General features: G+C 72.2%; 21 protein-coding genes. 6 read left to right on the top strand and 15 right to left on the bottom strand.

Translation table 11 applies throughout. The features are described from left to right. Position 1 precedes the first annotated feature (1 nt). From EXU48_RS09745 to EXU48_RS09720, 6 genes are all read right to left on the bottom strand, one after another. Entirely contained in the window at positions 2–1,249 is a 1,248-nt protein-coding gene (locus tag EXU48_RS09745) for an RNA polymerase sigma factor (protein ID WP_133107448.1), read from the bottom strand. Continuing rightward, positions 1,246–1,575, bottom strand: a complete 330-nt coding sequence (locus EXU48_RS09740) for a YciI family protein (protein WP_133107447.1) — start codon at positions 1,573–1,575, stop codon at positions 1,246–1,248. Before EXU48_RS09740 ends, EXU48_RS09745 begins: the two co-directional genes overlap by 4 nt. An 18-nt stretch (positions 1,576–1,593) precedes the next feature. Next, positions 1,594–2,199: a dihydrofolate reductase family protein gene (locus EXU48_RS09735; protein ID WP_133107446.1), complete on the bottom strand. Its 606-nt coding sequence runs from the start codon at positions 2,197–2,199 to the stop codon at positions 1,594–1,596. Positions 2,200–2,241: 42 nt separating this feature from the next. Further along, entirely contained in the window at positions 2,242–3,063 is an 822-nt protein-coding gene (locus EXU48_RS09730) for an IclR family transcriptional regulator (protein WP_133107445.1), read from the bottom strand. 101 nt (positions 3,064–3,164) lie between these two features. Continuing rightward, entirely contained in the window at positions 3,165–4,034 is an 870-nt protein-coding gene (locus EXU48_RS09725; protein WP_207947681.1) for a phosphotransferase, read from the bottom strand. A gap of 119 nt (positions 4,035–4,153) precedes the next feature. Then, positions 4,154–4,600, bottom strand: a complete 447-nt coding sequence (locus EXU48_RS09720; protein WP_207947680.1) for a dihydrofolate reductase family protein — start codon at positions 4,598–4,600, stop codon at positions 4,154–4,156. A 276-nt stretch (positions 4,601–4,876) separates the two neighbouring features. On the opposite strand from EXU48_RS09720, the gene hutH reads away from it, so the two are divergent. Continuing rightward, a complete protein-coding gene (gene hutH / locus EXU48_RS09715) occupies positions 4,877–6,427 on the top strand; it encodes a histidine ammonia-lyase (RefSeq protein ID WP_133107443.1) in 1,551 nt (516 codons plus the stop codon). A 128-nt stretch (positions 6,428–6,555) separates the two neighbouring features. Here hutH and EXU48_RS09710 read toward each other — a convergent pair whose 3' ends face one another. Further along, on the bottom strand, positions 6,556–8,268 hold the full coding sequence (locus EXU48_RS09710) for a SulP family inorganic anion transporter (RefSeq protein WP_235856938.1): 1,713 nt from the start codon (positions 8,266–8,268) through the stop codon (positions 6,556–6,558). 242 nt (positions 8,269–8,510) lie between these two features. Between EXU48_RS09710 and hutU the strand changes: the two genes are divergently transcribed. Further along, complete coding sequence (hutU, locus tag EXU48_RS09705; RefSeq protein ID WP_133107442.1) at positions 8,511–10,187, top strand: urocanate hydratase; 1,677 nt, start codon at positions 8,511–8,513, stop codon at positions 10,185–10,187. Continuing rightward, positions 10,187–11,476: an imidazolonepropionase gene (hutI, locus tag EXU48_RS09700; RefSeq protein WP_133107441.1), complete on the top strand. Its 1,290-nt coding sequence runs from the start codon at positions 10,187–10,189 to the stop codon at positions 11,474–11,476. The genes hutU and hutI overlap by 1 nt, the downstream gene beginning before the upstream one ends. Before the next feature lie 18 nt (positions 11,477–11,494). Here hutI and EXU48_RS09695 read toward each other — a convergent pair whose 3' ends face one another. Further along, positions 11,495–11,782, bottom strand: a complete 288-nt coding sequence (locus tag EXU48_RS09695) for a hypothetical protein (protein ID WP_133107440.1) — start codon at positions 11,780–11,782, stop codon at positions 11,495–11,497. Then, complete coding sequence (locus tag EXU48_RS09690; RefSeq protein WP_133107439.1) at positions 11,670–12,668, bottom strand: hypothetical protein; 999 nt, start codon at positions 12,666–12,668, stop codon at positions 11,670–11,672. The genes EXU48_RS09695 and EXU48_RS09690 overlap by 113 nt, the downstream gene beginning before the upstream one ends. Before the next feature lie 101 nt (positions 12,669–12,769). Between EXU48_RS09690 and EXU48_RS09685 the strand changes: the two genes are divergently transcribed. Together EXU48_RS09685 and EXU48_RS09680 are read left to right on the top strand one after the other, a co-directional pair. Further along, positions 12,770–13,756: a diaminopimelate dehydrogenase gene (locus EXU48_RS09685; RefSeq protein WP_133107438.1), complete on the top strand. Its 987-nt coding sequence runs from the start codon at positions 12,770–12,772 to the stop codon at positions 13,754–13,756. A gap of 125 nt (positions 13,757–13,881) precedes the next feature. Then, positions 13,882–14,553, top strand: a complete 672-nt coding sequence (locus EXU48_RS09680) for a DNA alkylation repair protein (RefSeq protein WP_133107437.1) — start codon at positions 13,882–13,884, stop codon at positions 14,551–14,553. Between the two features lie 26 nt (positions 14,554–14,579). Here the strand turns inward: EXU48_RS09680 and EXU48_RS09675 are convergent, their stop codons facing one another. The 5 genes from EXU48_RS09675 to EXU48_RS25005 all read right to left on the bottom strand — a co-directional run bounded on the left by EXU48_RS09675 (position 14,580) and on the right by EXU48_RS25005 (position 21,532). Then, the gene (locus EXU48_RS09675) at positions 14,580–15,326 is read right to left on the bottom strand and encodes an alpha/beta fold hydrolase (RefSeq protein WP_133107436.1); all 747 of its coding nucleotides are present in this window, start codon (positions 15,324–15,326) and stop codon (positions 14,580–14,582) included. A 167-nt stretch (positions 15,327–15,493) separates the two neighbouring features. Then, positions 15,494–16,354, bottom strand: coding sequence for a xanthine dehydrogenase accessory protein XdhC (xdhC, locus tag EXU48_RS09670; protein ID WP_133107435.1), 861 nt, complete (start codon positions 16,352–16,354; stop codon positions 15,494–15,496). A 3-nt stretch (positions 16,355–16,357) separates the two neighbouring features. Continuing rightward, complete coding sequence (gene xdhB / locus EXU48_RS09665) at positions 16,358–18,832, bottom strand: xanthine dehydrogenase molybdopterin binding subunit (protein WP_133107434.1); 2,475 nt, start codon at positions 18,830–18,832, stop codon at positions 16,358–16,360. Then, complete coding sequence (locus tag EXU48_RS09660; protein WP_133107433.1) at positions 18,829–20,361, bottom strand: xanthine dehydrogenase small subunit; 1,533 nt, start codon at positions 20,359–20,361, stop codon at positions 18,829–18,831. Before EXU48_RS09660 ends, xdhB begins: the two co-directional genes overlap by 4 nt. A gap of 175 nt (positions 20,362–20,536) precedes the next feature. Further along, positions 20,537–21,532, bottom strand: a complete 996-nt coding sequence (locus EXU48_RS25005) for a GNAT family N-acetyltransferase (RefSeq protein WP_235856937.1) — start codon at positions 21,530–21,532, stop codon at positions 20,537–20,539. Between the two features lie 261 nt (positions 21,533–21,793). Between EXU48_RS25005 and EXU48_RS09645 the strand changes: the two genes are divergently transcribed. Beyond that, complete coding sequence (locus EXU48_RS09645; protein ID WP_133107432.1) at positions 21,794–23,830, top strand: Ig-like domain-containing protein; 2,037 nt, start codon at positions 21,794–21,796, stop codon at positions 23,828–23,830. On the opposite strand, the gene EXU48_RS09640 is transcribed toward EXU48_RS09645, so the two are convergent. Further along, positions 23,831–24,850: a hypothetical protein gene (locus EXU48_RS09640; RefSeq protein WP_133107431.1), complete on the bottom strand. Its 1,020-nt coding sequence runs from the start codon at positions 24,848–24,850 to the stop codon at positions 23,831–23,833. It abuts the gene before it with no gap. Positions 24,851–25,033 lie beyond the last annotated feature (183 nt).

The raw sequence follows: 25,033 nt of genomic DNA, 5'->3' as shown, positions 1-25,033 counted from the left end.
TCTACGCACCGGGCGGCCGCCCCAACCGGCGCCGTCGGGTCAGGGCCGCAGCCTCAGCAGGACTCGCGGCCAGATCGAGCGCGAGGCCGTAGGCAGTGTCCGCCTCCCGGCCGCGACCCAGGCGGCGCAACAGGTCGGCCCGGGTCGCCTGATAGGGCTGGTACCCGACCAACGGATTCTCGAGCCGGTCGACCAACGCCAGCGCGACGTCCGGTCCCGCCACCTCGGCGATCGCGATGGCACGGTTCAGGGCGACGACCGGTGAGGTGTCGATGCGCACGAGCTGGTCGTAGAGAGCGACGATCTGGGACCAGTCCGTCTCGCCCATCGTGCGGGCCGAGGTGTGCACCGCGTTGATCGCGGCGAGGAGCTGGTAGCGCCCGGGAGCCAGTCCGGTGACGAGCCGCTCACGCACGAGCGCGTGACCCTCGGCGATCAGGGCGACGTCCCAGGCGGTCCGGTCCTGCTCGTCGAGCATCAGGAGATCACCGGCGGCAGAGATCCGGGCCGGGCGGCGAGCCTCGGTGAGCAGCATCAGCGCAAGCAGCCCGGCCACCTCGCCGTCCGTGGGCAACAACCCTCGTGTCAGCCGGGTGAGCCGGATCGCCTCGGCGGTCAGGTCCAGCCGGATCGGGCCGGTGTCCGGGCCGCTCGCCAGGTAGCCCTCGTTGAAGACGAGGAAGAGCACGGCGAGCACGCTGGTCACCCGAGCCGGGAGGTCCTCGGCGTCCGGCACCCGGTAGGGGATCCTCGCCTGCTTGATCTTGGTCTTCGCCCGGGTGAGACGGCGCGTCATGGCGTCCTCCCGAACCAGGAACGCGCGAGCGATCTCGGCCATGGTCAGCCCGCCGACCAGGCGCAGCGTCAGCGCCACCCTGGCCTCCATCGACAGCGCCGGGTGGCAACAGGTGAAGATCAGCCGGAGCCGGTCGTCATCGATGGCACCGGCCGGGGCACCGGATCCGGGTGGGTCGCTCAGCACCTGCGCCTCCCAGTGCTTGTGCTCTCGCTTGCGCTCGCGGCGGATCCGGTCGATCGCCCTGTTGCCCGCGGTCGTGGTCAGCCAGGCCCCGGGGTTCGCTGGCACGCCGTCGGTGGGCCACCGCTCGACCGCTGTCGCGAACGCCTCGGCGGCGGCGTCCTCGGCAATGTCGAGATCACCGAACCTCCGGCTCAGCGAGGCGACCACCCGGGCCCACTCCTCGCGGTGGGCCCGGGTGACTGCCTCGCGGGGATCGGTCGTGGTCACTCGGACAGGAACGGCCGGACCTCGAGCCTACGGTTGCAGGCCTTCGAACCCTCCTCCGCAAGCTTGAGCGCCACGTCGAGATCGGAGGCCTCCCAGATCCACAGGCCGGCGAGGTGCTCCTTGGACTCCACGAACGGCCCGTCGGAGACGATCGCCTGCTCGCCGCGGTTATCGATGACGGTGGCCGAGGTCGGCGCGGCGAGCCCGCCGGCGAAGACCCAGTGCCCACCCGCTCGCAGGGTGTCGTTGAACGCGTCGATCGCAGCCATCTCCTCATCGGTGGCGAGGCCGGCCGTGTCATCGATCACGGAAACCAGGTACTGCATGTCATCTCCTCCGGGTTCTCAGTCGGTGGCGTACTGCGGTGGTCCGGCGGGCCGGTAGACCTGCATCGTGATGCCGCGTGGGAAGGCACGCGAGGCGACCAGGTCGAGCGCCGCGTCGGGTCCGCGGTCGGGAAACAGCCGCGCGCCCTGCCCGACCACCACCGGGCAGACGAGCAGCGTGAGTTCGTCGACCAACTGGTTCGCGAGCAGCCATCGGACCAGGTGCCCGCTACCGTGCACCTGCAGTTCGCCGCCCGGCCTAGCCTTCAACTCACCGATCGCCGCGGTCAGGTCCCCGCCGAGAACGGTCGTGTCCGCCCATCCAGCCTCGGTCAGCGTGTTCGACGCGACGTACTTGGGCCGCGTGTTCAGGGCATCGGCGATGGGGCCGCTACCGTGAGCCATCGCTCCCCAGTAGCCGGCGAACAGGCCGTAGGTGCGCCGACCGAACAGGAACGCGTCAGCACGCTGGTAGACCTCGTTGACATAGGCCATGGCCTGATCGTCGAACAGCGGTCTGGCCCATCCGCCGCGCTCCATCCCTGGGTCGAGGTCGGCGTTCGGGCCACCATTCGCCTGCATCACTCCATCGACCGAGACCTGCGTGTTGGTCACCAGTCTCATGATCGCGACTCCCTTCGGTCCGGGCGCCCCTCGTGGACGCCCTCACCCGTACGACGAACGGCTCCGCCCCGATCGGACACTATCCTCAGGACTTCGTCCACCGATGCGCTCGCGCAGCGTGGCAGCGGCCCGCTCGGCGGCGCCGGCGTACGCGGCCCGGGCCGCGCCGTCGGGCTCCGACGCCTCGGTGGGGAACGTGATGGCGAGGCCCGCGACCGGGTGACCGGTGTGGTCGTGGACCGCCACGGCCACGGACGCGAAGCCGGGCGTCACCTCGCCGTGCTCGGTGGCGTACCCGTCGCGGCGCACCTGCACCAGCAGGGAGCGCAGCGCGGACGGCGTCCGCGGCCCCGCGCCGTGCCGGTCCACGAACGCGTCGGCCCCCGGGAACAGGGCGCGCACGTGGGCGCGGGGCAGGTCGGCGAGGATGGCGCGGCCGCTCGCGGTCAGCTGGGCGGGCAGCCGCACGCCGACGTCGCTGACCAGCGGCGGCCGCCCCCGGGCCCGCTCCTCCACCACGTAGAGCACCTCCCGCCCGTGCAGCACGGCCAGGTGGGCGGACTCGTGCACGGTGTCCACGAGCCGGGCGAGCACCGGCCGGGCCAGCCGGGCCAGCGGCGCCTGCCGCGAGTACGCGGAGCCGAGCTCGAACGCGGACACGCCGAGCCCGTACCGGCGCTCCTCCGGCAGGTGCACCGCGAACCCATCCTCCACCAGCACCGCGAGCAGGTGATAGACGCTCGAGCGGGGCAGGCCGAGATCGCGGGCGATCGCGGCGGCGGGTACCGGGCCGGCCTGTGCGGCGAGGTAGCGCAGGATCGCGAGCGCGTGCGAGGCCGCCGGCACCGAACTGCTCGTGACCACCGCGTCTCCTGCCGCCGACCACCGTGTCTGCGATACGGGACAGGATGGCAGGCACGAGCCCGACGGACCAGTTCGCCCGGTCCATGCCGTAGCGGGCCCGGCTAGCGCCGCTGCGAGTCGGTACCCGCACGACGGAGGCGCTCACGGGCCTCGCTCTCGCTGAGCGAGGTGACCGGCTGCCCGACCGTGTGCTGGTACTTGGCGTCATAGGCCCTGGACCAGACACCGGCCGCCCACGACCGTTCGAGTTCGTCGGCGCTGAACTCCCGACCACGTGCACGGCAATACGCGACGAGGAATCGTGCCGTGTCCTCGACGGTTGCCAACGTGTCCTCGTTGACGGTCGAGTACAGCGCGGCGGCCAGGCCGACGAGGACGGCTTCGCTGTCGACGATCATGCTGTCCCAGTCGTGTACCACCAGCAGCGCGTCACCACGCCAACGCAGGTTGCCGGCCAGCCAGTCGCAGTGACCGATCACGGCTTCAGCCTGGCCGGCTCGCAGCCTTTCGCGGGCCCGGCGCCCGGCATCGTCGATCCACTCCGCGCCGGCGGCCACCTCGTTGAGGTTGACGTCGGGCCCCTCCGGACGCGGCCACAGGCCGCCTCCGGCGTGGTTCCAGGCCGCCCACGACGGTGGCGGCTCGAGCGTGGACACCTCGGCCGGCCGAGGGGCGAGCCGCACCAGCCACGCGAACGCTTCGGCAAAGGCCACGGCTGCGTGATCCGCACCCGGGAGCCGGTCACCGCCGGGAATGTAGGCCTCCGCGGTCGCGACGCCCTCGCCGAACACGGCGACGCCGGTGAGCGGCTGCGGGCAGGGATAGCCGGCCCGGAACGCGCGTCGCTGGATCTCGACGCAGGCTGCCAGCCGCGGCGAGGCCGGACGGATCTTGACCACGACCTCGCGGCCGTCGGCGAGCCGCAGCCCGATGACTGCGGACAGGTGCCCGGACCTGAAGATCTCAGCCACGGGCGGGCTACCCAGCTGCTCGATACACCATTCGGCCAGTAAGGCTGGATCGACCGGATCCGCTCGGGAGGACATCTGGGAATCCTGACACGCGGCGGCGACATACCGGTGAGTGCGCCCTAGCCGCCGGTGCGCTCATAGCTCAAGAACATCGCCCCACTGTCCGGCACGGTGTGGCGTGCCAGCGTCCAGGTGCGGGGATCGAAGGCCGCCCTGTCGGAGAAGAGCGGGATGCCGGTGCCGATGGTCAGCGGCGCGACCTTGAGCGTGAGGACGTCGATCTCGCCGTACAGCGACCCGGCCAGCTCGGCGCCGCCCAGCAGCCAGATGTCCTTGCCCGGCTGCTGCTTGAGTTCGCGCACCGTGGCCACGGGATAGTCCGCGACCAGCTCGACCGCCGCGGCGGGAGTCTCGGTCAGGGTCCGGGAGAACACCAGGTGGCGCAGGTGCGGGAAGGCGTCCGGGATCCCGGCCGCGAGCCCGATCTCGTAGCTGCGCCGCCCCTCGAGCACGGTGTCGAAACGGGTGCCCTCGGCCGTGACGGACAGCGCCTCCCGCGCCTGCACGGGCAGCGCCTGGCGGCTACTCGGCCACGAAGTGCTCCAGGTAGTCCGGCGCGATGGGCCAGAACCCGTTCGGGCCGGTCGGGTCGGCGCCGTCCGGCCCCGCGAAAGCCGTCGAGGGTGATGGCGATGAAGTAGTGGAGTCTGCGCATGCTGGCCTTTCGGGGTCGATCACCCGGAGGGGCCGGGTTCGGGCATCGACGGTAGGCGTCTGTCATCCCAGACGACATGCGTCGCTCGGCCCTGGGTTTGTGGGCGTCCGCGCAGTGGGATGGCGACATGGACATCGATGTCGTCGAGGTCGGTCCCGGACCGCTCAGCCAGGAGCAGGTGGTCGCCGTGGCCCGCGGTGGCGCCCGCGTGGAGCTCAGCCCCGACGCCCTGGCCGCCATCGACGCCAGCCGCGCCGTGATCGAGGCCCTCGCCGACGACGCCCAGCCGCACTACGGTGTCTCCACCGGCTTCGGCGCGCTCGCCACCACGCACATCCCGCCCGAGCGCCGCGCCCAGCTGCAGCGCAGCCTGGTCCGCTCGCACGCCGCCGGCGCCGGACCCGAGGTGGAGCGTGAGGTGGTCCGCGCGCTGATGCTGCTGCGGCTGTCCACCCTCGCCACCGGCCGCACCGGGGTGCGCCGCGAGACCGCCCTCGCCTACGCCGCGATGCTCTCGGCGGGCCTGACCCCGGTGGTCCACGAGTACGGCTCGCTCGGCTGCTCGGGAGACCTCGCACCGCTCGCGCACGTGGCGCTCGCCCTGATCGGGGAGGGCTTGGTGCGCATGCCCGACGGCGTGGCGGCGCCCGCGGGCGAGGCGCTCGCCCGGGCCGGGCTCGCCCCGGTCGAGCTCGCCGAGAAGGAGGGGCTCGCGCTGATCAACGGCACCGACGGGATGCTCGGCATGCTCGTGCTCGCCGCGCACGACCTCGCGCTGCTCCTGCGGACGGCGGACGTCGCCGCCGCGATGAGCGTCGAGGCGCTGCTCGGCACCGACGCCGCGTTCGCGGCGGAACTGCAGGCGCTGCGTCCGCACCCGGGACAGGCCGACTCGGCCGCGAACCTGCGCGCCCTGCTCGTCGGCAGCCCGATCATGGACAGCCACCGGGACCCGGCGGCGTGCACCCGCGTGCAGGACGCCTACTCGCTGCGCTGTGCGCCGCAGGTGCACGGCGCAGCCCGCGACACCCTCGCCCACGCGAACGCGACCGCCGAACGGGAGCTCGCCTCCGCCGTCGACAATCCCGTGGTGACGCCCGACGGGCGGGTGGAGTCGAACGGCAACTTCCACGGCGCCCCGATCGGCTACGTCGCCGACTTCCTCGCGATCGCGGTCGCGGACGTGGCATCGATGAGCGAGCGGCGCACCGACCGGTTCCTCGACCGCAACCGCAGCAACGGGCTGCCGCCGTTCCTCGCCGACGACCCGGGCGTGGACTCCGGGCTGATGATCGCCCAGTACACCGCGGCCGGGATCGTCTCCGAGCTCAAGCGGCTCGCGCTCCCGGCGAGCGTGGACTCGATCCCGAGCTCGGCGATGCAGGAGGACCACGTCTCGATGGGGTGGGCAGCCGCGCGCAAGCTGCGCCGCGCCGTCGCCGGCCTCCGGTCGGTCGTCGCGATCGAGTTGCTCACCGCCGCGCGCGGGCTGGACCTGCGCGCACCGCTCGAGCCCGGGCCGGCGACGGCGGCCGTGCGGGACGCCTTGCGGGCCGCCGGAGTGGGCAGGCCGGGCCCGGATGAGCCGGTGGCGCCGCAGATCGCCGCGGTCACCGCGGCCGTGGCCGACGGCGCGGTGGTGGCCGCGGCCGAGGCGGTGACGGGGCCGCTGCTGTAGGGGTGGCGGGCTGCCCCCGCGGGCCTCGCCGCGCTCAGCGTGCGGACCTGTCCAGCTGTGACACGCGCTGGCGTGTCACGATCCCGACCCGGCCACACCCGGAAGAGCGGACCCGTCCGGGTTCCTGGTCACTGCGCCTCGTGGTCCGTGCTCTCAGCCAGCTGGGCCTCGACGGCGCGATGGACGTTCCCGTGGACGTGGTCGGCGCCGACACGGTCGAGGACGCCCTGGGCTCTGAGTACGTTCAGGACGTGGGGCTTCACCCGGGCGAGCCGCAGCGTGACGCCCTCCGCTTCGGTCAGGTCGCGGATCTCCGTGACCTTCGCCGCACCCTGGGAGTCGATGAAGCCGACGCCCTCGAGATCAAGCACCAGCGCCGTGAGAGGCTGATCACCCGTGAGGAGTCCGCGGATGCGCTCGTCGAACGCCTCGGCCGTGGCGAAGAACAGGCCGCCGTCAAGACGTATCACGCCGATGCCCGGGAACGTCTCGTCAGCGGGGTTGAGGTCGAGGTCGCGGAAGACCTGGGTCCCGGGCTCGCGGCCCAGGGCCGGCATCGCGGGCCGCGTCGAGACGTAGACGAGCCAGCCGAGCGAGAGCGCGACCCCGATCACGATCCCGAACAGGACGCCCACGGAGAGCACGCCCACGACGGCCGCCACGGCGATCCAGAAGTCGAATCTCGACACGCGCAGCATCCGAGCGAACTCCTTCAGGTTGATCATCCCGAACACGACGGCATCGATGATGATCGCCCCCAGCACGGCTTTCGGCAGCTCGGAGAACAACGGCGCGAGCAGGAGCAGCGTCAGGATCACCAGCGCTCCTGTGGTGAGCGACGCCACCGGTGTCCGCGCACCAGCCGACTCGTTGAGCGAGCTCGCCGACAAGCTGGTCGACACCGGCATTCCCTGGACCAGACCGGCCCCGACGTTCGCCATCCCCTGGGCGACCGCCTCCTGGTTCTCGTCGATGCGGTAGCGGTGCCGGGTCGCGAAGGCCCGGGCGTCGCCGGCCGTCTGCGAGAACCCGATCAGCAGGAGGGCCGAGGCCGCGATCAGGATCTCGGGAGCGTGTTGCAGGGCCAGGTCGAGGCTCGGCAGTTGCGGGACCGGCAGCCCGGTCGGCACCGGACCGACAAGTGCCACGTCCCGTCCACCCAGATCGAACAGGTACGAGGCGAGCAGGCCGCCGACCACGAGCGTCAGCGCGCCCGGAACCTTCGGCGCCCAGAACCGGAGCGCGAGAATCACGGCGAGCGCGACGACGCCCACCACCAGCGTCGGCAGATGGATGGCGCCGAGGCCGCCGATCCACGACGCGAACTCGCGCCACACGTTGTCTCCGTCCCCGGACGTGCCCGTGAGCTTGGGCAGCTCACCGACGACCACGTCGACGGCGGCTCCGGCCAGGAACCCGGTGACCACGGCTCTCGAAAGGAACTGGGCGATCCATCCCATCCGAAGGACGGCCAGCAGCAGGAACAGCACGCCGGTCACCAAGGTGATCGCTGCCACGAGCTGGGCCGCGTCGTCACCGGTGACGGCGGTCACGACCACCGCGCCACCCGCGACGGTGGCGAGGGACGAGCTCGGACCGGTCGAGATATGGCGAGACGTACAGAACAGCGCGTAGACGATCGCACCGGCCGCCGCGGCATACAGTCCGTTCTGAACCGGCACCCCGGCAATATCGGCATAGCCCAGGTTCTTGGGCACGATCATCGCGGCGACCGCGATTCCCGCGATCACGTCTGCGCGCAGCCAGGGCCGCTCATACCGGGGCAGCCAACCGGCGATCGGCAACAGGCCTCCGGGGACGTCCCGCATCTCTCTACTCACGGTTGCCTCCGACGATCGCACAGACGCTCCGGAGCCCGGCAACAGTCGGACGCGATCACAAGTTACCGCAGCCCCGGAGCGCGCCTGGGACCAGTTCGCGTCCGTCCGATCGCGCGGGTCGAAAGGGCGTCTGGGATCGCAGACACCCCGCCCCCGCCACCCCTTGGGCCCATCCCCACGCCGGGGTGAGATGGACCCAGGCGTTGGCTCGAGCAGCGCACACCGTCGGCGAGGAGGCCCGGATGGACGGAGCACGCGAGGTCCGCGCCCCGCGCGGCACCACCCTGACCGCACGCAGCTGGCAGACCGAGGCGCCGCTGCGGATGCTGATGAACAACCTCGACCCGGACGTCGCCGAGCGCCCGGACGACCTCGTCGTCTACGGCGGCACCGGCCGCGCCGCGCGGGACTGGGCCAGCTACGACGCGATCGTGCGCACCCTGACCACCCTCGCCGACGACGAGACCCTGCTCGTCCAGTCCGGCCGGCCGGTCGGGGTGCTGCCCACCCACGAGTGGGCGCCGCGGGTGCTGATCGCCAACTCCAACCTGGTGCCGGACTGGGCGACCTGGCCGCAGTTCCGCCGCCTCGAGCACCTCGGCCTAACCATGTATGGGCAGATGACCGCCGGATCCTGGATCTACATCGGCACCCAGGGCATCCTGCAGGGTACGTACGAGACGTTCGCCGCCGTCGCCGCGAAACTCGCCGGCAAGACCGTGCCCGACGGCGGGGCGAGCCTGGCCGGGACGCTCACCCTGACCGCGGGGTGCGGTGGGATGGGCGGCGCCCAGCCACTTGCGGTCACCCTGAACGGAGGCGTCTGCCTCATCGTCGACGTCGACGAGTCGCGGCTGCGTCGCCGACTCGACCACCGCTACCTCGACGAGCTCGCGGAGAACCTGACCGACGCGGTCGGGCGCTGTGAGACCGCGAGACGGGAGCGGCGGCCGCTCAGCGTGGGCGTCGTCGGGAACGCCGCGACCGTGTTCGGCGAACTGCTGCGACGCGGCGTCGCGATCGACATCGTCACCGACCAGACGTCCGCCCACGACCCGTTGTCCTACCTGCCCGAGGGGGTCTCGCTGGAGGAGTGGCACGACTACGCGGAGGCGAAGCCGGAGGAGTTCACCGCGCGGGCACGGGAATCGATGGCCCAGCACGTCGGCGCGATGGTGGGGTTCGCCGACGCCGGCGCCGAGGTGTTCGACTACGGCAACTCCATCCGGGCCGAGGCAGAAAAGGCGCGGGCGTGCAGGGCCTTTGAAATCCCCGGATTCGTGCCCGCCTACATCCGCCCACTGTTCTGCGAGGGCAAGGGCCCGTTCCGGTGGGCGGCCCTGTCCGGGGACCCGGCGGACATCGCCGCGACCGACCGCGCCGTGCTCAAGCTGTTCCCCGCCGACGCGAAGCTGCACCGCTGGATCCGGGCCGCGCAGGAGCGGGTCGAGTTCCAGGGTCTGCCGGCCCGGATCTGCTGGCTCGGCCACGGCGAGCGGCACCTGGCCGGCCTGCGGTTCAACGAGCTGGTCGCCTCCGGGGAGATCTCCGCCCCGATCGTGATCGGACGCGACCACCTGGACGCGGGCTCCGTGGCCTCCCCCTTCCGGGAGACGGAGGCGATGGCCGACGGTTCCGACGCCATCGCCGACTGGCCGCTGCTGAACGCGCTCGTGAACACCGCGTCGGGCGCGACCTGGGTGTCGATCCACCACGGCGGCGGGGTCGGCATCGGGCGCTCGATCCACGCCGGGCAGGTGTGCGTGGCCGACGGCACCGAGCTCGCCGCCCAGAAACTGTCGCGGGTGCTGTCCAACGATCCGGCGATGGGCGTGATCCGGCACGTCGACGCCGGCTACCCGCGCGCCGAGGCGGTCGCCGCCGAGCGGGGCGTGCGGGTTCCGATGCGGGAGGGCTGATGGTCTCGGTCCTGGTCACCGGCATCACCGAGTTGGTCACGAACGACCCGGCACTCGGGGCGGGCCGGCTCGGGATCGTCCGCGATGCGGCGATCGTGGTCGAGCTGGGCGCTTCCGCGGAAGCGGGGACCGCCTCGGACGCTTCCGCGGAAGCGGGGACCGACACTGGTGCTTCCGCGGAAGCGCAGCGCGGCCGCCGCGCGGTGCCCGACGGCGTCCCCGCCTCGGACGATCGGGTCACCTGGGTGGGGCTTGCCGCCGCGGCGCCGCCGGCCGACCGGGTGATCGACGTCGGCGGGCGCGCGGTGGTCCCCTCGTTCGTCGACTCCCACACCCACCTCGCGTTCGCCGGTGACCGCGCCGCGGAGTTCGCCGCCCGGATGGCCGGCGAGAGCTACGACGGAGGCGGGATCGCCTCGACCGTGGCGGCGACCCGGGGCGCTTCCGCGGAAGCGCTGCGAGCGCGACTGGCCGCTCTCGTGGCCGAGGCCCGCGCCCAGGGCACCGGCACCATCGAGATCAAGAGCGGGTACGGGCTGACCGTCGCCGACGAGCTCCGACTGCTGCGCCTGGCCCGGGAGGTCACCGGCGAGACCACGTTCCTCGGCGCGCACGTGGTGCCGCCGGAGTACGTGGGCCGGGCGGACGACTACGTCGACCTGGTCACGGGCCCGATGCTCGCCGAGTGCGCCCCGCACGCCCGCTGGATCGACGTGTTCTGCGAGCCCGGCTCACCGCACGCGTTCGACGGCGACCAGTCGCGGGCAGTCCTGCTCGCCGGCCGGGCGGCTGGGCTCGGCCTGCGCGTGCACGCGGGCCAGCTCGGCCCCGGGCCAGGGGTGCGGCTCGGCGTAGAACTCGGTGCGGCCGCCGTCGACCATGGCACGCACCTGACCCGCGAGGACGTCGACGCGCTCGCCGGCTCGACCACCGTGGCGACCCTTCTTCCCGGTGTCGAGTTCTCGACCGGGTCGCCCTACCCGGACGCACGCGCCCTGCTGGACGCCGGCGTGCGGGTCGCGCTGGCCACCGACTGCAACCCCGGCACCTCGTTCACCAGTTCGATGCCGCTCTGCATCGCGCTCGCCGTGCGGGAGATGCATATGACTCCCGCCGAGGCGTTGTGGGCGGCCACCGCCGGCGGAGCCCTCGCCCTGCGGCGCGACGACGTCGGGCGCCTGGGGATCGGCGCCCGCGCCGACCTCACCGTGCTCGACGCGTCGTCACACGTGCACCTGTCCTACCGGCCCGGGGTGCCGCTGGCGCGGACCCTGGCGCTCACCGGCTGAACGGGGTGCGCGCCCAGGTCAGGGCAGCACGTCGGCACGGGACGCCCAGAACACGTACCGGTCGTTGCGCTCCTCCGTCTGTCCGTAGACGTTCGACGCGCTGAGGTACAGGTCCTCCGGGATGTGGATGTCGTCGTCGGTCCGGCCCCAGGTCAGGGTGTCCCGGTCCGTCTGCGAGCCGACCCGGGCGAGGTCAAGCGTCCCTCCGGAGCCGCTGAACAGATAGAGGCCCTCGTGCGCGGCGACACCCTGGACCCGGTCGATCGAGGAGTCCTTGTCGATCCAGAAGTTGTCCTGCGAGCCCACGGTGCCGTTCTCGGCGGCGAGGTCCCCGGACTCGGTCAACGGCCAGCGGACCACCTCCGTGGTGGTGGCCTCGTCGGCGGCGTACTCCGAGGAGACGAGTGCGGGCGTCCCGGTCCAGTCCGTGGAGATCGAGGACAGTCGCGGGCTCGCCGTAGGGCTCCTGGTCGATCCCGACATAGGTGCGGTCCGGGACGAGGAAGTAGCCGTCGTCGTCGGTCATCACGGTGCGCAGGTCGAACCGGTGGATCCGGTCGGTCGCGGCCACGTAGAGGTAGGACCCGGCCCAGGCGACGCCACCGTTGTGGCTGGCCAGCGACTCCGTGGACCAGCCGTCGTCGGTCCGCACCGGCAGCCGCAGCGGGACGTTGCGGTAGCGCCAGTCGTCGGTGGAGATGAACTTCAGCGACGAGTCGACCGCCGCGTGGTCGTCCGGCGAGATGCGCTGGTACCAGGCCGAGACGAACACCTCCGTGTCCGGGGCGTCCGACCAGTTGGACTCCTCGCTGCCCGCCAGACCCTGTGGGTACCAGCGGTCGTCGGAGTCGAGGTGTTCGGGCCAGGCGCGGCAGGCGTCGCCGCAGGCGGTCGTCTCACCCGAGCGGCTCGCGATGAGGTCGGTGAAGCTCACCGGCTCGACGCCGGGCTGGCCGGCGATCGCTTCGATGGCCTGCGAGTAGTCGGTGATCTCCAGGGCGTAGGTGCCCGGATCGTGGTGCTCGGCCTCGTCGAGCGCGCTGCCGTTGCCGGCGGCCATGGCCGGCCCCGGCACGGCGACCGCGAGCGCCGTCACGCCGATCAGGGCACCGATGAGGCGCCCGGGGATCCGCCGGTCGGGGCGCCGGCGGGCGGCGCCGCCGGCTGGTTGTGCGTTCTTCCGGGGGTGCATGGTGCCTCCTCCGTCGGATGCAAAACGCCATCCACCGGACGCCTGCCTGCGCCGGAAGAACAGCGGCCACCGGGTGGCACGGCTGCTGGGATGATGGCCCGATGGGCACCGTGATCCGCATCGGCATCGCCGGCTACGGCAACCTGGGCCGCGGCGTCGAGGCCGCCCTCGCGAAGAACCCGGACCTGACCCTGGTGGGCATCTTCACCCGCCGGCCGCCGGAGTCCCTGACCCCGCTGGACCCCGCGGTTCCCGTCTTCCCCCTGGACTCCCTCAGCGGGCGGACCGGCGACATCGACGTGCTCATCCTCTGCGGCGGCTCCCGGTCCGACCTGCCCGAGCAGGGCCCGGCACTGGCCGCCTCCTTCAACACGGTGGACAGTTTCGACACCCACGCGCGGATCCCGGAGTACTTCGACGCCGTCGACGGCCCCGCCCGCGCCGGAGGCCGGACGGCCCTGATCTCCGCCGGGTGGGACCCGGGGATGTTCTCGATCAACCGCGCCTACGGCGAAGCCCTCCTGCCCGACGGCGCCACCGACACGTTCTGGGGCCGGGGCCTGAGCCAGGGGCACTCGGACGCGATCCGGCGGGTGCCGGGCGTGGCCGCGGCGGTTCAGTACACGATCCCGTCGCAGGAGGCGATCGACCGGGTCCGCTCGGGCGAGCGGCCGGAGCTGACCACCCGTGAGAAGCACACCCGCGAGTGCTTCGTGGTCCTCGAGCCCGGTGCCGACGCCGATAAGGTGCGGGACGCGATCGTCGGGATGCCGAACTACTTCGCCGACTACGACACCACGGTCCACTTCATCAGCGACGAGGACCTGCGCCGCGACCACGCCGCCATGCCGCACGGCGGCTTCGTGATCCGCAGTGGCAACACCAGCGACGCACACACCCAGGTGATCGAGTACCGGCTCGCGCTGGAGAGCAACCCGGAGTTCACCGCGAGCGTGCTCGTCGCCTACGCCCGGGCCGTGCACCGCCTGAACGCCCAGGGTCGGGTCGGCGCCGTCACCGTGCTGGATGTCCCGCCCGGCCTGCTCTCAGCGAAGACACCGGCCCAACTTCGCGCCGAACTGCTCTGAGGCGACCCGCGCGAGCCACCCGGTCCCGCGCTTCCGCGGAAGCGCCCGACGCCGCGCGAACCCCGCACGGACGGTCGCGCGTGACACCATGGATGCCAGCAAGGTCCGGAACGGGGAGTGACGCGATGTCTGACACCACGGTGGCGCAGGTGCTGGCCGAACTGGCCGCGCTCGAGGACCCGAAGATCCGTGAGGTGAACGAGCGCCACGGCGACGACCACGGGGTCAACCTCACCAAACTCCGGGCGGTGGCGAAACCGCTGAAGATCCAGCAGGACCTCGCCGTCGATCTCTGGGAGACCGGGGACACGGCCGCGCGGCTGGTGGCCCTGTTGATCTGCCGGCCGAAGGCGTTCAGCCACGACGACCTCGACGCCATGCTGCGCGAGTCCCCGCAGCCGAAGGTGCACTACTGGCTGGTCCACTACGTGGTGAAGAAGAACCCGAACGCCGAGGCCCTGCGCCTGGCGTGGTTCGCGGACTCCGACCCGAACGTGGCCGCCGCCGGATGGGAACTGACCACCGAACGGGTGAACAAGCGGCCCGAGGACCTCGACCTGACCGGGCTGCTCGACCTCATCGAGGCGCAGATGAAGGACGCCCCCGACCCGCTGCAATGGGCGATGAACGAGACCCTCGCCCAGATCGGGATCCGTCACCCGTCGCTGCGCGCCCGCGCCCTGGACATCGGCGAGCGGCTCGAGGTTCTCAAGGACTACCCGACGGCGCCGGGCTGCACCTCACCGTTCGCGCCGACCTGGATCACCGAGATCGTGCGCCGGCAGGAAGCCAGCTAGGCGAATCCACGGCCGGCCCGGCCGTCTCACGTCAGGTGCCGGACGAAGAACCTCGCCGCGTCGTCCCCCGCGAACGCCGGGACGCCGGTGTGCCCGCCCAGGTTCGCCTGCAGCGTCTTCTCCCGGGAGCCGAAGGCGTCGAACAGGTCCAGCGCCAGTTGCCGGTCGTTGCCCTCGTCGTCCCACTGCAGCAGGACGTGCAGCGGGATCGTGACCTGCCGCGCCTCGTCGAACATGGCGCGGGGCACGTAGCTCCCGGCGTAGAGGCCTGCGGCCACGATGCGCGGTTCGACGAGCGCCAGCCGGACACCGATGGCGATCACCCCACCGGAGTACCCGACCGGACCACCGAGCTCGGGCAGTGCGAGGAGGGAGTCCAAGGCGGTCCGCCACTCCGGGACCGCCTGCTCGACCAGGGGGCGGACCAGCCGGCCGACGATCTCGTCGTCGACCGGGTCGCCGGCCATCACCGCCCGGCGCAGGTCGGCGCGCGCCTGCTCGGCGTCGGGCGAGCGGGGCCGGTCACCGCTGCCCGGGAGTTCGATGGTGGCCGCGGCGAAGCCGTTCGCCACGCACTGCCGCGCCCGCCCGGCGAGGCGGGGGTACATCCCGCGCAGCCCGCCGGGTTGGCCGAGCAGGACCAGCGGCGAGGGTGTGGATCCTGTCGCAGATGCGGGCGTCCACAGGATGCCGGGGATGTCAGGGCCACCGTCGAGGGTGAATTCGCGTTCGAGAACGGCGTCGTCGAGGCGTTGTTCGGAAGTGAAGTGCATGGTCGTGCCTTTCGGGAGTGCTCGTCGGACGGCGCTCCCGGACGACCTATCGCCCGACCGTGACCCCAGCGAGGAGCACCCACGTCGTTGCGTTCACGGGTACCACCTCCTCGTTCTCTCGCACGGCTTCGGCGTCAAGGTAGCAGCGGCCGTCGTGCCCGCGCCCCTTATTTGCCGGGCGCGCCGGGGGTCAGCGCCGCACTCGCGTCGGCGGCGTGCAGTCCCGCGCCCGGTTCGCGCTGCAACGCCTCGAGCAGCGCGGCCGCGGTGCTGATCGCGATGACGGCCGGCTCCTTGCCGTGCAGGCCCGGCAACCCGATCGGGCAGGTGATCGTGTCGATCGCGGCGTCGGTGTGCCCGGCCTCGCGCAGCCGTTTGCGGAACCGCGCCCACTTCGCCGACGACCCGATCAGCCCGATCGAACCGAGGTCGCCGCGGCGCAGCGCGGCATCGCAGAGCACCATGTCCTCGGCGTGGTCGTGGGACATGATCAGCACGTGCGCCCCGCCCGGGAGGGCCGCCATCAGCGTCTCCGGGATCGGGGCGTGGGTGAGGTGGACGTCCGCGGGGCCGTCCTCCAGCCCGAGGCCGGCCGCGGCGGTGAGTTGCGCGGACCGGCTGTCCGCGAGGTGCACCACGAGCGGCAGCCGGGACAGGATCCGCCCGAGCTCCAGCCCGACGTGCCCGATGCCGAACACGGCGACCACGGGCCGGGCCGGCAGCGGCTCGAGGAACACGTCCACCACGCCTCCGCAGCACTGCTGCCCGTGCCGGTTGGTCTCGTGCTCGTTCAGGGCCGCGGCCAGCGTCAGTGGCACCAGAGTGCCCGCCGCGATCAGGACCCGGGCCTGCTCGATCGCCGTCGCCTCGAGGTTCCCGCCACCGATCGTGCCCCACGAGCCGTCCGCGGAGACCACCATCTTGGCGCCGGCCTCACGTGGGGCATGGCCGCGCACGGACGTGACGGTGACCAGGACCCCGGGTCGACCCTCGCGCCGTAGCCGTTGAACGGCACCCAGCCAGTCCATCACTCACTCCGTGACGCCGCGAGGCGCCAGGTGTTCGGCGAGCTCGCGCTCTAGGGTCCCGTTTCCGAGGGTCCCGTTTCCGGCCGTACCGTTACCGCTCCCGACGGGAGCCGCGCTACGGGCCGGTGCGCCGCCGTCGACCGCTTCGACCCCGGCCCGGCGGGCGGCGTCCACCGCCCAGTAGACCGCCTCCGGGGTGGACGGGCAGCCCAGGATCACCATGTGCCCGGCCGGGCCGAACGCGCCGACCGCGGCCCGCAGCGCCTCCCGGACGCTGAACGCGAGCATCAGCGGCGGCTCGCCGACGGCCTTGGAGCCGTACACGGCGCCGTCCTCGGTGGCCCGCTCGAACAGGTGCACGTTGAGTGTCTCGGGCATCTCCGAGAACGACGGCAGCTTGTAGGTGCTCGCCGCCTGCGTGGCCAGGCGACCGCGGCTGGGCTTGTCCGAGGTATCCCAGCGCAGCTCCTCCAGGGTGAGCCACCCTGCGCCCTGGACGAACCCGCCCTCGATCTGGCCGAGGTCGACGAGCGGCGAGAGGCTGTCCCCGACGTCGTGGACGATGTCCGTGCGCAGGAACCGGTACGCGCCGGTGAACCCGTCGACCTCCACCTCGGAGACGGCGGCGCCGTAGGCGAAGTACTTGAACGGCTCGCCCTGCATCCGGCTCGCGTCCCAGTGCAGGCCCTCGGTGCGGTAGTACCCGGCGGCGAAGAGCTGGATCCGCTGGAAGTAGGCGGCGCGGACGAGGTCGGCCCAGGAGATCGAGTCCTGGGTGCCCAGGCCGGTGACCACGCCGCCGGAGATCCGCACGTCGCTCGGGTGCAGGTTCAGCGTGCGGGCCGCGACCTGCTCGAGCCGCTCCCGGATCTGCTCGCAAGCGTTCTTGACGGCGCCGCCGTTGAGGTCTGCGCCGGAGCTGGCCGCCGTGGCGGAGGTGTTCGGGACCTTGTCCGTGCGGGTCGGGGCGAGGCGGACCACCTCGAGCGGGACGCCGAGGGCGGTGGCGGCGACCTGGCGCATCTTGGTGTGCAGGCCCTGCCCCATCTCGGTGCCGCCATGGTTGATCAGGACGGACCCGTCCTTGTACACGTGCACCAGCGCGCCGGCCTGGTTGAACGCCGTGAGGTTGAACGAGATGCCGAACTTCACCGGGGTCAGGGCGAGGCCGCGCTTGGTGTGCGCGTGCGCGGCGTTGAACGCCTCGAGGTCCCGACGGCGTCGCTGCAGTTCGCTGCGTTCGCTCACCTCGTCCATGATCTGGGTGAGGCGCTCCGCGTGCCGGACCACCATCCCGTACGGGGTGGCCTGCCCCGGCCGGTAGAGGTTGCGGCGGCGCAACTCGGTCGGGTCGATGCCGAGCACGGGCGCGACCCGGCCGAGGATGTCCTCCAGGACGAGCATGCCCTGCGGGCCGCCGAAGCCGCGGAAGGCCGTCTGGGACGTCTTGTTCGTCTTCGCGATCCGGCCGTGCACCTCGATGTCCGGCACGTAGTAGGCGTTGTCGATGTGGCACAGGGCCCGGGCCAGCACCGGCTCGGACAGGTCCAGGCTCCAGCCGCCGTCCGCGGTCAGGGTCGCGCGCAGGCCCTGGATCATCCCGTCGTCGTCGAAGCCGACCTCCCAGGTGGCGTGGAACGGGTGCCGCTTGCCGGTCATGGTCAGGTCCTGGGTGCGGTTCAGGCGCAATCGGACCGGGCGGCCGGTGAGCACCGCGCCGAGCGAGGCGATCGCGGCGAGCCCGTGCGGCTGCATCTCCTTGCCGCCGAAGCCGCCGCCCATCCGCAGGCACTGCACGGTCACCTCGTGGTTGTGCAGGCCGAGGACGTGGGCGATGATCTCCTGCGTCTCGGACGGGTGCTGGGTGCTGGACTGCGCGAACACCTGGCCACCCTCGTCCACGTGCGCGAGCGCGGCGTGGGTCTCGAGGTAGAAGTGCTCCTGGCCGCCGAACTCGAACTCCCCGGAGAACCGGTGCGTTGCCCGGGCCAGCCCGGCGGCGGCGTCGCCTCGGGTCACGGTGGGCTGGGTCCCCTGGTAGCTCTCGGCCTCGATCGCCTCGGTGAGGGTGAGGATCGAGGGCAACGGCTCGTAGTCGACCTCGACGGCCTCGGCCCCGAGCCGCGCGGCCTCGAGGGTCTCGCCGAGGACCCAGCAGACGGCGTGGCCGTAGTAGCGGACCTCGTCCGGGAACAGCGGCTCGTCGTGCTTGACGCCGGCATCGTTGACCCCGGGCACGTCCGCGGCGGTGAGCACCCGGACCACCCCGGGCACACCGAGCGCCGGCGAGGTGCGCAGCCCGGTGACCCGGGCGTGCGCGTGCGGGGACTGCACCGGCCAGGCGTGCAGGGTCCCGGCCATCCGGGAGACGAGATCGTCGGTGTACAGGGCGGCGCCGGTGACGTGCAGCTCGGCGCTCTCGTGCGAGACGGTGAGTCCGACGACGGGGTTCGCCGGGCGATGCGACAGGGTACTCATCGGGTCACCTCCAGGGCGGGAGAAGCGTGGTTCTCCTCGTAGAACTTCAGCAGCGCCTGCTCCAGCATCGAGGCGCGGTAGCGGGCGCTGGCGCGGTGGTCGTCGAGCGGGGTTCCCTCGGTGGCCATGATCGCGGCCGCCTCGCGGGCCACGTCGGCGGTCCAGGGCCGACCCGCGAGCGCGTCCTCCGTGGCGCGGGCCCGGATCGGGGTGGCGGCCACGCCACCCAAGCCGATGCGCACCCGGGTGAGCGATCCGCCGTCGGTCCGTTGCTCGACCACGGCGGCGATCGCGACGGCGACGGACGAGATGTCGTCGAAGCGGCGCTTGGCGATCTTGTAGAACGCGGCGTGCGGCGCCAGTGGCAGCGGGATCCGCACGGACCGGATGATCTCGCCGGGCGTGCGCACGCTCTCGCGGTACCCGGTGAAGTACTCGGCCAGCGGCACGTCGCGCTCGCCGGCGGCCGAGGCGAGCAGCACGCTCGCGTCCAGGGCGAGCAGGACCGGCGGGGCGTCCCCGATCGGGGAGCCGGTGCCGAGGTTGCCGCCGAGGGTGGCGCCGTTGCGGATCAGCCGGGACGCGAACTGGGGGAACAGGTCCGCGAGCAGCGGGATCCGCCCGGCCAGCCGGGTCTCGATCTCGGTGAGGGTCAGCGCGGCGCCGAGCTCGATGTGGTCATCGTCGATCTCCAGGCCGCGCAGTTCCTCCAGCCGGTCGATCGCGAGCACGAGCGGCGGGCGCCGGTGGGCGATGTTGCGCTCAACGCCGGCGTCGGTGGCACCGGCCACGAGCACCGCGTCCGGGTCGGCGGCGAGCCGCTCGAGGAGCTCGGCGAGGCTCGCCGGGCGCACGAACTCGCCGGTGTCGGTGCGCAGCCGGGTGGGCCGGGCCGCCGGCGCGGGTGCGGTTCGGCGGCGGGCCAGGGCATCGGAATCGTCGGGCCGGCCGAGGGCGTAGGCGGCGTCCTTGATCGGCCGGTAGCCGGTGCACCGGCACAGGTTGCCGCTCATCGCGTGCAGGTCGAAGCCGTTCGGGCCGTGTTCGTGGTCGGCTGCATGCGTGTTGTGGTCATCGCCGACGGCGGCCGGTCCGGTCTGTGCGTCTCCGTCACCTTCGACGGGGGTCCGGTCGGGCCGGTAGTACTCGGCCGCCATCGAGCAGACGAACCCCGGCGTGCAGTAGCCGCACTGGGACCCGCCGCGCTCGGCCATCTCCTTCTGCACGGGGTGCAGGTCCGCGACCGCACAGGCACCGGGGGCACGGCCGAGCCCCTCGGAGGTGACCACCTCCTGGCCGTCGAACGCCAGCGCCGGGGGCAGGCACGAGTTCACGGACACCCACCGGGTGGTGCCGTCCGGTTCCGGCCGGGCGACCAGCACCGCGCATGCGCCGCACTCCCCCTCGGCGCACCCCTCCTTGGCGCCGGTGAATCCCTCACCGCGCAGCCAGTCGAGCAGATTCGTGTGCGGTCCAGCCGCGCCCGCGGTCCGCACCTCACCGTTGACGGTCACCTGAATGGGATCCATCTCCCACGCTCCTCGTTGAGCCTGTCACCCGCCGAAGGCGGAGGATCAGCCGATTGTGCGCATGGTTCGGGCAGAACCCGGACGCCGGTTATCCATGCCAACGACGTGCTGGGCCGTTTCCCATCATAACCACGCCCTTGCGCTGGGCGCCCCGGACCATTCCCGACACTCGGAATCAGCGGACCATCCGCAGCGCCGACAGGCCGTTGAACGTCGCGCCGTCATCCGTCGCACCATCCGGCCGGAAGCCGTTGCGCTCGTAGAAGCGGATCGCGCGCGGGTTGCCGTCGGCCACCCACAGCTGGGCCGGTTCGCCGGGGTGGATGGCGCGATCCAGGAGCCGCTGGCCGATGCCCGTGCCGTGGTGCGCGGCGAGCACGTACAGCGAGTGGAGCTCCAGGTCCCGGACCGGCTCATGGGTCCCGCTGGGCCGGGACGCTCGCGCGAACGCGAACCCGACCAGTTCGTCGCCGGTGAGCGCGACCCAGCGGGGTGCACCGTCGGCGAGCCAGGTGCGCCACGCTCGCTCCGCCCGTTCGGGTGTGAAGCGTTCCCAGAACTGCCCGCCGAGTCGATCGCCGTAGGTCTCCATGAACGTGTCCCGGTTCACGTCGCCCAAGGCCCGCGCGTCCGAGGTCACGGCGGAACGGATCGTGACCCCCGCCGGCCCGGTCGACTCGCCCAGCAGCGACTCCGCCCGCGCCAGCGCGGCCCGGGAGGACGCGATCAGAGCCGGGTCCGCGCCGGCTGCCCGCCGCAGGTCGAGGGAGCGGCGGAACGCCCCGGCGGCCTCCGCGACGCGCCCCGCGGCGAACAGCCCCTTGCCCAGGTGCTGGACCATCACCGCCTCCTGCGGACCTCCCGTGGCGTGTGCCACCAGCGTCTCGTACTCGGCGATCGCGTCGTCGTGGCGGCCCAGGTCGCGCAGGACGTCCGCGTGGAGCGCACGATGACGCGGCGAGTCATCCCCCGCCAGGAGCGACTCGGCGTGCCGTATGGCCGCTTCCGGCCGCCCGCTCCAGAGTTCCTCGAGCAACGGCAGCGCCGCGTCGTCACGGTGGGCGGCTCGGAACGCCGGGAGGTCGTCGATCCGGGGACGCAGGCTCGTCGGATCGAACGACCAGCCTGGCCCGCCCGGACCGATGGTCGACGCAGGCTCGAAATCGTCCACGAGCGGACGTTACAGGACCCACACCTCGGCGTCGCGGGCTTCCCCTGCGGCCCTGGCGTCGCTCACACCGTTGGCCGAGGACTTCGGGCAGCGTCGCTGTCGTGCGGTGCATCTCCTTACATCCGGTGCACCGCTGCCGATAATGCGAGTGAGGACGTCCTTGAGCGTGGAGGCGTCCGCACACTCCTCTGCCGGAAACGTGTCCGAGGAGACCCGGGGCGTCTGGCGTCCGGGGACGTCACCCCGAAGAATCGAGCGCCCGTGCCCCGCCTGCTCCGCCTGCTCCTGGCCGCCCTGCTGGTGGCCACACCACTCAGCCTCGCCACGGTCGCACCCGCGGCAGAGGCTGCCGAGGCGCCCCGGGTCGTCACCACCCGGTTGCCCTTGGCCACGGTGGGCACCCCCTACTCCTTCCAGCTCGAACTGGCCGGGGGCGTCGGCGAGGTCACCGTCACGGTCGCGGGTGGGCTGCCCGACGGGATGACCATGTCCCCCTCCGGGCTCTTCACCGGCACTCCGACCACGGCCGGTCGGGGCCCGATGATGCAGATCATGGTTGCGGACGAAGCCGACAACGGCGGGTTCGCCGAGTTCTTCTTCGACGTGGACAAGGGCGACCCCGGACTGAACTTCTCCGTCTCGCCCACAGAACTGGAGTATGGGCAGACGATCTCGCTCACCGCCAGCACCGACCACCCCGAGCACACCAGCCCGCTGCAGTACTTCCTGCTCACCGAGGACGGGGAACGGATCCGCCTGTGGTGCGACTACGGGACCTGCACGATCAGCGGCCTGTGGCGGGGCACGCACGTGATCAGTGCGGAGACCACGGACACCGGGAACTGGAACCACGAGACCGTGGAGCACACGGTGGTCGTGACCGGGCGGCCGAGTGCGATCTCCGGAAGCCTGGTGGGCAACCACATGGTCGTCACCGGCCCGGACGCCTCGATCGACGCCACCGTCACCAACATCCCAGGCGGCGCAACCGGCACGATCACCTTCACCTCGGGCGAGCACGTGCTGGCCACGGCCCGCCTGCCCCTGACCGGACCCGTCACCCTGGACCTGTCCGCGCTCGAAGCCGGCTACCCGCACGTGCGCGGCTCCTACTCCGGCGACACCCTGTACGAACCGGCCGAGTTCTCCATCCCCGGCCCGTTCATGGTCGACCCGATGCAGTGGGTCACCCCGGAGGCGTTGCCGACGGCGACGTACTCCCTGCCGTACTCCGTTGCCCTCGCCACGACCGAGGAGGACGCCACGTTCACCCTCCTGGAGGGTTCGGACCTGCCGGTCGGGATGACGTTCACGGCGGACGGAGAGATCGGCGGCACCCCGCAGGAGACGGGCACCTTCACCCTCGTGGTGGGTGGGAACCACGGGGTGCAGCACCTCACCCGCGAGTTCACCCTCGCCGTCGGCGAACGTCTCCTGGACTACACGGTCTCGACCTCGGCCACCACGATGCGCGAAGGCTTGGGGACGCTCACCGTCACCGTCGACCCGCCGACCGGCACGGAGTTCGACTGGCAGGCGACCATCGTGCCCGCGTCCTACGTGGAGGAGACCGACCCCGAGCCGGTCACCCCGGCGTGCGCGATGGTCCACCCGGAGACCTCGTGTGACGTGGACGTCTCCGCGCTCCCCGCTGGGCAGTACCTCGTCACAGCCGTCCCGACGTGGCTCGAGCAGGGCTGGTCGGTTCCCGACCTGCCGCCGCTGGTGCCGCTGCAGGTCACCCCGCACCTGGTGCTGACCAGTGACGACCTGCAGCTGGGTGCCGGCGAGTCGGGTCGCATCGGGCTTGCCTCGGCACTGCCCGACGACGCCACCGGCACCGTGACCGTGGCCGTCACCCCACTCGGCGGCGGTAAGCGCGTCCCGGCCCCCGGTGAGGTGCTGTGCTCCTTCGACGTCACCGAGGCCGACTCCTGCACGATCCCGGCGGACCTCACTCCGGGGCTGTACCCGCTGACGGTCACCTACGACGGCAACTACGGCGTCATCACCGCCCCGGCCCAGCTCACGGTGTCGGTTGCGCCCTCGGCGCCGACTCCCCCTGTCGACGACCCTGACGCCCCGGCCGGCCCGCCCCCAGCGCAAGACCCCGGCACCCCGTCGGCGCCCGAGGCCGACAGTGCCTCCGGGGCCGAGGTGGCGAGTCGTGCCGATGGCCGTGACGAGCTCGAGCACACCGGCGCCGCGCCGTGGCCCCTGGCCGCGGTGGCCGTCGCGCTCACCCTCGCCGGCGCCGCGCTGCTGCACCGCAGCCGTCAGGTGCCCACGGCCCGCTGATCACACTGACGCCGAACGGCGACCGTCCGGCGTCGTCCACGCCCGACGGGTCGTCACCGCGATACCGACGAACGCGATCGCGAAGGAGGCGGCCAGCGCGGCGAGCGTGACGCCGTCGGGCGCTGCGACGGACTGGCCGCGCACGGCCTGCCAGGCCACCGTGAGGAACACGCCGAGGTAGCCGATGGCGAACCAGCGGATCAGCCCGGCCCGCACCCGTTCGTCGCGTAGCCACGCGTAGCGCCCGGCCAGGGCGACCAGGACGATGGCGGCGGCGATGAACACCTGGATGCCGTGCAGGCCCACGAAGTGCGAGACCCGCATGTCTCCGCCGGTCAGGCTCCAGTTGGTGAGGAACATGCCGTGGCCGTCGAGATCGCCGACTCCGTGGCCGGCGTTGAGTTCCACGCTACGCCCGTTGGCGTCCACGAGGGTGCGGTCACCCTGCCCGCCGACGGAGACGATGAAGACCGCCGCGACCATCCCGAGCGTCGACATCAGCAGGCCCCACCGGACCGTGGTCGTGACACTGCGGTCCCCGATCCGCTGGAACAGCACCATGACCGCCATCGCGACGTTCACAACGAACATGACCGGGATGCCGTACTTGAACACCGCCTGCACCACCTCGTTGACGGGGTCGGTCGAGGTGTTGAAGTGGCTGAACGTGCCCAGGGCGGCCGCGAGCGCGATCACGCCCACCTCCACGGCGCTGATCGCCGCGAACAGGGTGCCCGTCAACCAGCCGAAGCGCCTCGCCCTGGTCAGGTGCGCGATCAGCCAGGCGAGGGTGAGCAGGTAGGCGCCGAACGAGAATCCAAACTTCAGGGTCTTCAGCCAGACCGATTCGCCGAGGATCGTGCGGTCGTCGAACAGGAGCCCGAACGCGGAGACGAGGACGAGGGCGAACATCCCCACGGCGGTGACGACGAGTGGGCGATGCCACCGGCGGCTCACCGGGTCGGGGGCATCGGACGGACGCGGTCGGGGTGGGCTCAGGGCTGGGTCGGCGGTCTGCATGTCCGCCAACCTATGAACGGTCCCGCACCCCACACATGGGTGCCACCTGGCCATTCGGTGGGGGGTTGGCCCTACCCCGCCGGGACGGTCGGCAGCCGGTCGGGAGCCGGTCGGGAGCCGGTCGGGAGCCGGTCGGGAGCACGGAATAGGGTCGGCCGAGTGCCGGTTGCACCGGTCCCGGAC

The sequence above is a fragment of the Occultella glacieicola genome (assembly GCF_004353825.1).
In the GTDB taxonomy this organism is placed as follows: domain Bacteria; phylum Actinomycetota; class Actinomycetes; order Actinomycetales; family Beutenbergiaceae; genus Occultella; species Occultella glacieicola.
The sequence above is the reverse complement of the archived record's forward strand: the minus strand, read 5'-3'. Positions and strand labels throughout refer to the sequence as shown.

Excerpts from the sequence above, each read along its gene's own strand:
- EXU48_RS09680 (WP_133107437.1), top strand. The coding sequence starts at position 13,882 with ATGTCTGACACCACGGTGGCGCAGGTGCTGGCCGAACTGGCCGCGCTC.
- hutH (WP_133107443.1), top strand. The coding sequence starts at position 4,877 with ATGGACATCGATGTCGTCGAGGTCGGTCCCGGACCGCTCAGCCAGGAG.
- EXU48_RS09690 (WP_133107439.1), bottom strand. The coding sequence starts at position 12,668 with ATGCACCCCCGGAAGAACGCACAACCAGCCGGCGGCGCCGCCCGCCGG.
- EXU48_RS09735 (WP_133107446.1), bottom strand. The coding sequence starts at position 2,199 with ATGAGACTGGTGACCAACACGCAGGTCTCGGTCGATGGAGTGATGCAG.
- EXU48_RS09640 (WP_133107431.1), bottom strand. The coding sequence starts at position 24,850 with ATGCAGACCGCCGACCCAGCCCTGAGCCCACCCCGACCGCGTCCGTCC.
- EXU48_RS09660 (WP_133107433.1), bottom strand. The coding sequence starts at position 20,361 with ATGGATCCCATTCAGGTGACCGTCAACGGTGAGGTGCGGACCGCGGGC.
- hutI (WP_133107441.1), top strand. The coding sequence starts at position 10,187 with ATGGTCTCGGTCCTGGTCACCGGCATCACCGAGTTGGTCACGAACGAC.
- xdhC (WP_133107435.1), bottom strand. The coding sequence starts at position 16,354 with ATGGACTGGCTGGGTGCCGTTCAACGGCTACGGCGCGAGGGTCGACCC.
- EXU48_RS09740 (WP_133107447.1), bottom strand. The coding sequence starts at position 1,575 with ATGCAGTACCTGGTTTCCGTGATCGATGACACGGCCGGCCTCGCCACC.
- EXU48_RS09685 (WP_133107438.1), top strand. The coding sequence starts at position 12,770 with ATGGGCACCGTGATCCGCATCGGCATCGCCGGCTACGGCAACCTGGGC.
- hutU (WP_133107442.1), top strand. The coding sequence starts at position 8,511 with ATGGACGGAGCACGCGAGGTCCGCGCCCCGCGCGGCACCACCCTGACC.
- xdhB (WP_133107434.1), bottom strand. The coding sequence starts at position 18,832 with ATGAGTACCCTGTCGCATCGCCCGGCGAACCCCGTCGTCGGACTCACC.
- EXU48_RS09675 (WP_133107436.1), bottom strand. The coding sequence starts at position 15,326 with ATGCACTTCACTTCCGAACAACGCCTCGACGACGCCGTTCTCGAACGC.